Below are 7,204 nucleotides of genomic sequence, written 5' to 3' on the forward strand. Positions count from 1 at the left end.
AGCCCCGCGACGCCGCGTCCCCTATTGCCGGGCGCTCTAAATAAAATCCGATCTGTCTGTTCTCTACGGAACGCGATCTCGATGCCGGGATGGGCCCGGAGGCCACGCCATCGCCAGCGGATTTCGTCAGGCGAGGGCTGCGACGGTGGCTTCGGTCAGCGCGTGTTCCTACAGCGTGTTTCGGAAGTCGTTGTTCGATCAGGGAACCGACCTGCCGCACGAGCCGCCTGGCCGGGATCGTGGTGATGCTGTCACAGCTGACCGCGCTGTCGTGGTCAGGGCCGTTCCGCGCCCCCACGGGTACTTCGATGGACAGGCCTCGAGCCGTCGAGGTGATCATACAAGATCGTCTATTGTCGGCATAAATTTACCCAGCAATATGTATGTACTTGTCCAGAATCATGGTGATTCGATGCGGCGACCAAACGAAGTACTACTAGGATGGCTGCCGGGTCGGGATCTGATGGCTGCAGAACAGTGCGATCAGCGCGATGGCGGCCAGCAGGGACAATGACGTGCGCAGTCCGTCAATGCGGGCGGCCGCGTTCTGCTCGACGATCGCTTCGGCCGTGTGTGGGGGCACCCCAGCCCCGTCGAGCGCGGTCTTCAGATCCTCGTCGGAAATGAACGGGATGCCGCCAGCCAGCTCCACCTGCGCCTTCGAAGAAAGATCCGCGGGGACGGCGGGGTTGTGCTGGACGCCGCTGAGGAACGACGCGGTCAGCGAAGAGATGAGCACCGCGCCGCTCAGTGCGGTTCCGATCGAGGCACCAAGGTTCGTGACAGTATTCTGTACCCCACCGACTTCACCGCTGTGTTCGTCGGGCACCGACGACACGGTAACGCTCCCGAGCTGTGACGCCAGGGCGCCAATGCCGAGGCCCGCGAGCAACATCGGCCAGGTCACGATTTCGGCTCCGGCACCCGCGTCGAGCGCGGCCACCATGATTACGATACCGGCGAACAGCGCAAGAAAGCCGGCCTGAACAACGCGGCGTGGCGACGCGTCCGGGAAAACCCTGGGAATACCCGCGGCGGCCAGCAACAGCGTGCTGGACAGGGGCAGCAACCGGATGCCGGTCGCCACCGCTGAAAGCCCGAGCGCCACTGACAGGAACAATGGCACCGCGAAGAAGAGGCCGGCTTGCAGAAAATACTGGAAAAAGAACGAGATGAGCCCGCCCCGCAGGATCCGATTCCGCAACATCGCCGGATCAATGAGCACGGCGTCGCCGCGGGCGAGACGGTGGGTCTGCCACCATAGGAAGAGCCGCAGCACAATCCCACCCGCGAGTATCAGCCAGCTGACCGGCGACAGTCCAAGCCAGCTGGGAGCACCCGTCTTGGGCTGGACAAAGCCCCAGCTCCCCGAACGGAGAATGCCATACACGACGAGCCCGAGCCCGAGTGCCGACAACGCGGTGCCCACCAGATCGAGCCGCGTGCCCGCCGTGGGCGGGGTGTCGACCATCTGACGGGTGAGGATCAGGATGACGAACACGACGAGAACCTCACCAGCGAACACCCATCGCCAGGACAGATAGGTAGTGAGCAGCCCGCCGATGAGGGGGCCCGCCGCCACCGCGATCGCGCCGGCCGAGGCGACGAGCCCATACGCGCGCGGGCGTTGGTCGCGGACGAAGTTCGACGCGACCAGGGCTACGATCGCTGGCATGATCAATGCTGCCCCGACGCCTTCGAGAAAGGACCACCCGAACATCAGCGTGGCAAGGTTCCCCGCAAGCGCGGTAATGAATGATCCACATCCATAAATGACGCACCCGATGACAAAAGCGCGTTTTCGGCCGAGAATCTGGCCGAGCCTACCTCCTGTGATCATAAATGAAGCCATCACCAGCGTGTAGAAGGTGACGGCTGTCTGGATTCCGGTAACGGTCGTGCCGACATCCTTGGCAACAGTCACGATCGACACATTCATGACCGAGCTGTCGAGCGTCATGAGAAACTGTCCCGACGCAAGCGTCAGCAGGACAACTCCGGCTCCGCTGGTTTCCTTTTCGGCGCGCCGGCTCGCTTCTTTTTTTTGATCTTGGATCATGTACCGACCCATCCCAGGAGGGAAACCCGGTATGCACCATCGCGGCCGGCCGGACCGCCGCGCATCCCCCCTTCCGGGGGATTCTTTGCGGACCGAAGCCGACCGACAGATGACGATGATCACATCGACACCGCGCGCCAACGACGCAGCCCCACTCAAGGCTCGATGAGAGGATCCCGATCCTTTTATCATAAAAATATAATTTATCTAAAAATGAAAAATAATTATGCAAAATTCCTTTAGTAATTACTCTCTGTAACAAAAATCCTCCGATAGGCATACACCCATCCGCGGTACCACGAGTGCCCGGCAACTGGGGAATGATCAATGGGTGGGGGTGGGTACATCGCGCGCCCACTCCCCGTTCCAGTCAGCCAACCAGCGCATTTACGGATGATCAAACCATATACTTCCGTGGCTGCGGACAGCGTGCTACTCTTCCCCCTGCGCGCTTCTTCCGATCAGCAAGAGCGGTCGGCTCCGGCCGGCCGCACTGACGCGGTTCCACGGGGGATCTAGCACGGTCAGCTCCGCTGACTCTCGCCGGCCGGATTGTTTGCTGTTCATCAGGTTTTGTGCTGCTCACCCAATGTGGAGAGGTACGATCGCGCACTCTCTTCCCCAGGCCAGCCGGACCCGTGGTACCGGATTCCCGACAGCACCCGCCAACGTCGGTCCTTCCAGTACTCCGGCTCTGCTGACGTTCTCACCGGAAAACCCTCGACCACACTTTCCGACCATCCCCATGATTCCAAAAACGCTTCTTTCCCGGCGCCTGATTGCCGCTTTCCTCATGCAGTCATTTCGCTGACCAGCTGACCAGCTGATATCAGGACCGCCGACCGCGACAACACGGGGCAGATTACTTCTTCGTATCATCAGACCACGCCCCAGATTCCACCCGAGGAATGATTATGAAAGCAGACCTGACGCTCACCACGTTGGATGCGTTCACTCCGCCGGAGCGGGAGTTCTTCCTTCCCGCGCTGCCGCGTTCCCTCCCGTTCGCCTATCATCCGAAAGCCGCCCAGATCGAATTTGCTTCGAACGGCTGGGTACGGACGGAACTCGCCGGCTGCTTCGCGACCGAGGCGGACCTGCTGGCCTTTTTACGCCAACGCAACGGAATCTATGGTCCCCTCACTGTTCCGAACGCTGACGAGCAGCGAGCTCGCGACATCACCGACTGGTACCAATACGTCACAGTAATCGACAGCTTCGTCTCGGACCGATCAGCCCTCGGCGCCAGCGACGGCAAAGCCCGGAATGCCTTCGCCAGCATCATCGCGGACTTCCGCGGCGAAGGCGATCCGGCCAACGACCTCCCCTACAGCCGCGCGGCCAAAGACCTCTGGAAACGGATCAGCCCCGGCCTCAGCCCGGCCCAGGTGTCCAGGTTCACCGCGAGCCTGGAGGCCTTCCTACGCGGATGCGCCACCGAGATCCACTCTAAGATCACAAACAACGTACCGGACTACGAGGCCTGCCTGGCGGTCCGGATGGACAGCTTCGGCTGCGACTTCATCGAACTGCTGACCGAGTACGGCGCGGCCGTGGACATGAGCGACCTCCTCCCGCAGCTCACCGAAGTCCACCAGCACTGCCGACGACAAATGATCATAATAAACGATCTGCTGTCATGGCGTAAGGAACACGCCCAGGGCGACACGATGACTGTCGTGCGGGTCCTGACCGAACGAGACGGCTTCAGCCTGCAGGACGCTGTCAACCGGCTCTGCGCACTCGTCGAGCACCATGAGAAGGCTTACATCGAGGCTCGCGACGATCTGCTGTCCGGCCCACTCGGCACACGCGGCGACGTACGCACCTACCTCACCGCGGTAGACCACCTGATGGGCGGCAGCCAGGAGTTCGAGTACCTGACCCCGCGCTACTTCGGTGACGGCTCGGTATGGGACGGCTCGACCTCAGGATGGGTAGACCTCCGCGCCTCCGTGACACACTTCCGATCACAGCCCTGGCCGGTCGAGACGGTCGAGACGCCAGCCACGGCGACCACCGCCGGCACCGGGACCAACACCGCGCCCGGATGCCCGGTCCCGCACAGAACGGTGACCCCAGCCTCAGGGGCCGACACGTCCGGCAGCGCTCCCGACCGGGTAGCCACGCCGTCCCCCCGCAAAGGCGGGACCAACCGTGCCTATTCCGTCGTGACCGCCCCGGGCGGCATCCCGGTGATCGGCCACGCCCTCCGGCTGTGGCGGTGGCCGTTGCGGTTCCTGTCCTCGCTACCCGCCCAAGGCGACCTCGTCCGGATCAGAATCGGGCCGCGCGAGGCCTATCTGGCCTGCCACCCCGCGCTGGTCACACAGGTCCTGATGGACACACGTACCTTCGACAAGGGCGGGCCACTGTTCGACAAGATTCGGCTGCTTGTGGGGAACGGGCTCGTCAGCTCGATGTGGGAAGACCACCGCCAGCAGCGGCGGATGCTCCAGCCGGCGTTCCACCCGTCCCGGCTGCCCGGCTACGCCAGGCTGATGCGGGAAGAGATCGACGATCTCCTGGCCTCCTGGACGGACAACCAGCTGTTTGACATCAACGACGCGATGCACGCCCTGACCCTACGGATCACCGCCCGTACCATGTTCGCGACCACGGTGAGCGGTCGTCCCATCATTCCCGAGGTCGCCCACTACATGCCGATCATCATGCGAGGCATCTACAAACGGACGGTCGCACCGATCGGCTGGCAGGAGAAGATCCCCACCCCGGGTAACCGCCGGTTCAACCAGGCACGGGCCCGGATGCACACGATTATCGAAGAGACGATCGAGATTCAGCGTCGCACCAGCACCGACCGCGGCGACCTGCTGTCGATCCTCGTAGCCACCCGCGACGAGGAGAGCCAGCACCGGCTGACCGACGAGGAGATCTACGACCAGATCATGACCCTGCTCATCGGCGGGACGGAGACCACCGGCAACACCATGGTCTGGGCCTTCCACGTCCTTGCCGAGCACCCGCGGGTCGAAGCCCGGCTGCACGCCGAACTCGACGAAGTACTCGGCGGCCGGCCACCGACGTTCGACGACCTGCCACGGCTGGACTACACTTGGCGGGTTCTGTGCGAGACCCTGCGGATGTATCCACCAGCCTGGTTACTCACCCGCACGACCACCCGGGAGACCGAGCTGGCCGGGCAGCGGCTGGCCAAGGGCGCCATCGTGATGTACAGCCCGTACATGATGGGGCACAACCCCGCCCTGTTCACCGACCCGGAACGCTTCGACCCGGACCGCTGGCTGCCCGAACGGGCCAAGGACTTCCCACGCGGCGCGATGGTGCCGTTCAGCGCGGGAAGTCGCAAGTGCATCGGTGACACCTTCGGCCGTGCCGAGGCGACGCTCGCGGTCGCCGCGATCGCCGCCCGCTGGCGGTTATGCCCCGCGCCCGGCGCCAAGCCGCACACCGCCATCCCGAAAGCGTCACTGGGCACCGGGCCGTACCCGATGATCCTGAAGCCCCGTCCGGTCACGACCACCGGCGCGGGCCTCGTGCTGAGCGACGCCAGCTGATCCACCGGCCGGCCTACCGGCCAGCCACGGCGGGCGGACCGTTCCGTGCCCTGTGGAAAAGAGAGCCCATATCATGGGTAACTCCCCGCGCCGCCGCGCGATGCACGCACTCCAGCCCCGCTCCTTCCGCTGTAGCGGCAGCATGACGGAAAGATGACAAGAAGGCGTGGTGCTGTCGCGGTGGCTATGCGCAGACGACTACATCAACAACTCACCGTTACGGAAAATGACTCACCGCGAATTCGGTCAGCCTTCCGGAAGACAGACGTGGATGCGCTGGCTATCGTGCGTCTGTGACGACTTTGCGGATATCGGATGTGGCTGGCCTGTTGGGCGTCAGCGATGACACAGTGCGACGCTGGGCGGACGCGGGCAGATTGCCAGTAATCCGTGACGACAGCGGTCGGCAGGCTGTCGAGGGCGCGGCGCTGGCTCAGTTCAGCAAGGAGCTCGCGGCATCAGCTGACCGGCCGCTGGCGGGAGACGCCGCGGTGGTCGGTGAGTCAGCCCGCAACCGCTTCCCCGGCATCGTTACCCGGGTCGTCCGCGACGGGGTGATGGCGCAGGTCGAGATCCAGGCCGGTCCACACCGGATCGTGTCGTTGATGAGCCGGGAGTCCGCCGACGATCTCGGCCTGGAACCGGGCGTGATCGCGGTGGCGTCGGTGAAGTCGACCAACGTGGTGATGGAACTTCCTCAGCAGCGCCGTTGACCCATTCCGCGCCGGGGCCGTCGGCACCGGCGGACGTTTTCGTGTTGAGGGGGACGCGTGAGAACGCGATCGAAATTCTGGGCGCTGTGTGCCCTGCTGACTGCTGTTCTGGTCGGATGCGGATCGAACACGACCGGATCCAGCGCCGCGTCGACGGTGCCGTCGGTAGCGCCGGCCACGACGGCGCCGGTGACCGGGACGGTGACGGTGTTCGCGGCCGCGTCGTTGACGGAGTCGTTCACCGAGATCGGGAAGCAGTTCGAGGCGGCGCATCCCGGGACGACCGTGAAGTTCAACTTCGGGGCGAGCTCGACGCTGGCGACCCAGATCACCCAGGCCGCGCCCGCGGACGTGTTCGCCTCGGCGAGCCCGACGAACATGGCCACCGTCGTCGACGCCGGGTCGGCGGCCAACCCGACGACGTTCGCGAAGAACACGATGGAGATCGTCACCCCGCCGAACAACCCGGCGCACATCGCTTCAGTCGCGGACCTGGCAAAGCCGGGAGTGAAGGTGGCGCTGTGCCAGGCCCAGGTCCCCTGTGGGGCAGTCGCGGCCAAGGTCCTGTCCAACGCGGGCGTCAGTGTCACGCCGAAGACCTATGGCCCGGATGTGAAGGCGGTGCTGACCACCGTTGAACTCGGCGAGGTCGACGCCGGCATGGTGTATGTCACCGACGCGCAGGCCGCCGCGGCGAAGGTCAAGGGGATCCCGATCCCCGCGAATCAGAACGCCTCCACGGCCTATCCGATCGCGGCTTTGACCAAGGCGTCGAACCCCACCGCCGCGGCGGCGTTCGTCGCGTTCGTCCTGTCGAGCAGCGGGCAGGCCGTACTGGCCAAGGCCGGGTTCTCGCCCGGTTCGTGAGTCAGTTCCCGGTTGTGGGCCGCGGC

Annotated in this window: 4 protein-coding genes; 3 read left to right on the top strand and 1 reads right to left on the bottom strand. The window is 64.3% G+C overall.

Going from position 1 to position 7,204, the window contains the following annotated elements:
- Positions 1-436: 436 nt before the first annotated feature.
- Positions 437-2,059, bottom strand: coding sequence for an MFS transporter (locus MJ797_RS21910; protein ID WP_239340457.1), 1,623 nt, complete (start codon positions 2,057-2,059; stop codon positions 437-439).
- A 914-nt stretch (positions 2,060-2,973) separates the two neighbouring features.
- Between MJ797_RS21910 and MJ797_RS21915 the strand changes: the two genes are divergently transcribed.
- The 3 genes from MJ797_RS21915 (at position 2,974) to modA (ending at position 7,178) form a co-directional block, all read left to right on the top strand.
- Positions 2,974-5,598: a cytochrome P450 gene (locus tag MJ797_RS21915; RefSeq protein WP_239340466.1), complete on the top strand. Its 2,625-nt coding sequence runs from the start codon at positions 2,974-2,976 to the stop codon at positions 5,596-5,598.
- A 293-nt stretch (positions 5,599-5,891) separates the two neighbouring features.
- Positions 5,892-6,311, top strand: coding sequence for a molybdopterin-binding protein (locus tag MJ797_RS21920; protein WP_239308183.1), 420 nt, complete (start codon positions 5,892-5,894; stop codon positions 6,309-6,311).
- 57 nt (positions 6,312-6,368) lie between these two features.
- Positions 6,369-7,178: a molybdate ABC transporter substrate-binding protein gene (gene modA / locus MJ797_RS21925; RefSeq protein ID WP_239340468.1), complete on the top strand. Its 810-nt coding sequence runs from the start codon at positions 6,369-6,371 to the stop codon at positions 7,176-7,178.
- Positions 7,179-7,204: the final 26 nt, after the last annotated feature.

Origin of the sequence: Protofrankia sp. CiP3 (genome assembly GCF_917627345.1) — a bacterium.
In the GTDB taxonomy this organism is placed as follows: domain Bacteria; phylum Actinomycetota; class Actinomycetes; order Frankiales; family Frankiaceae; genus Protofrankia.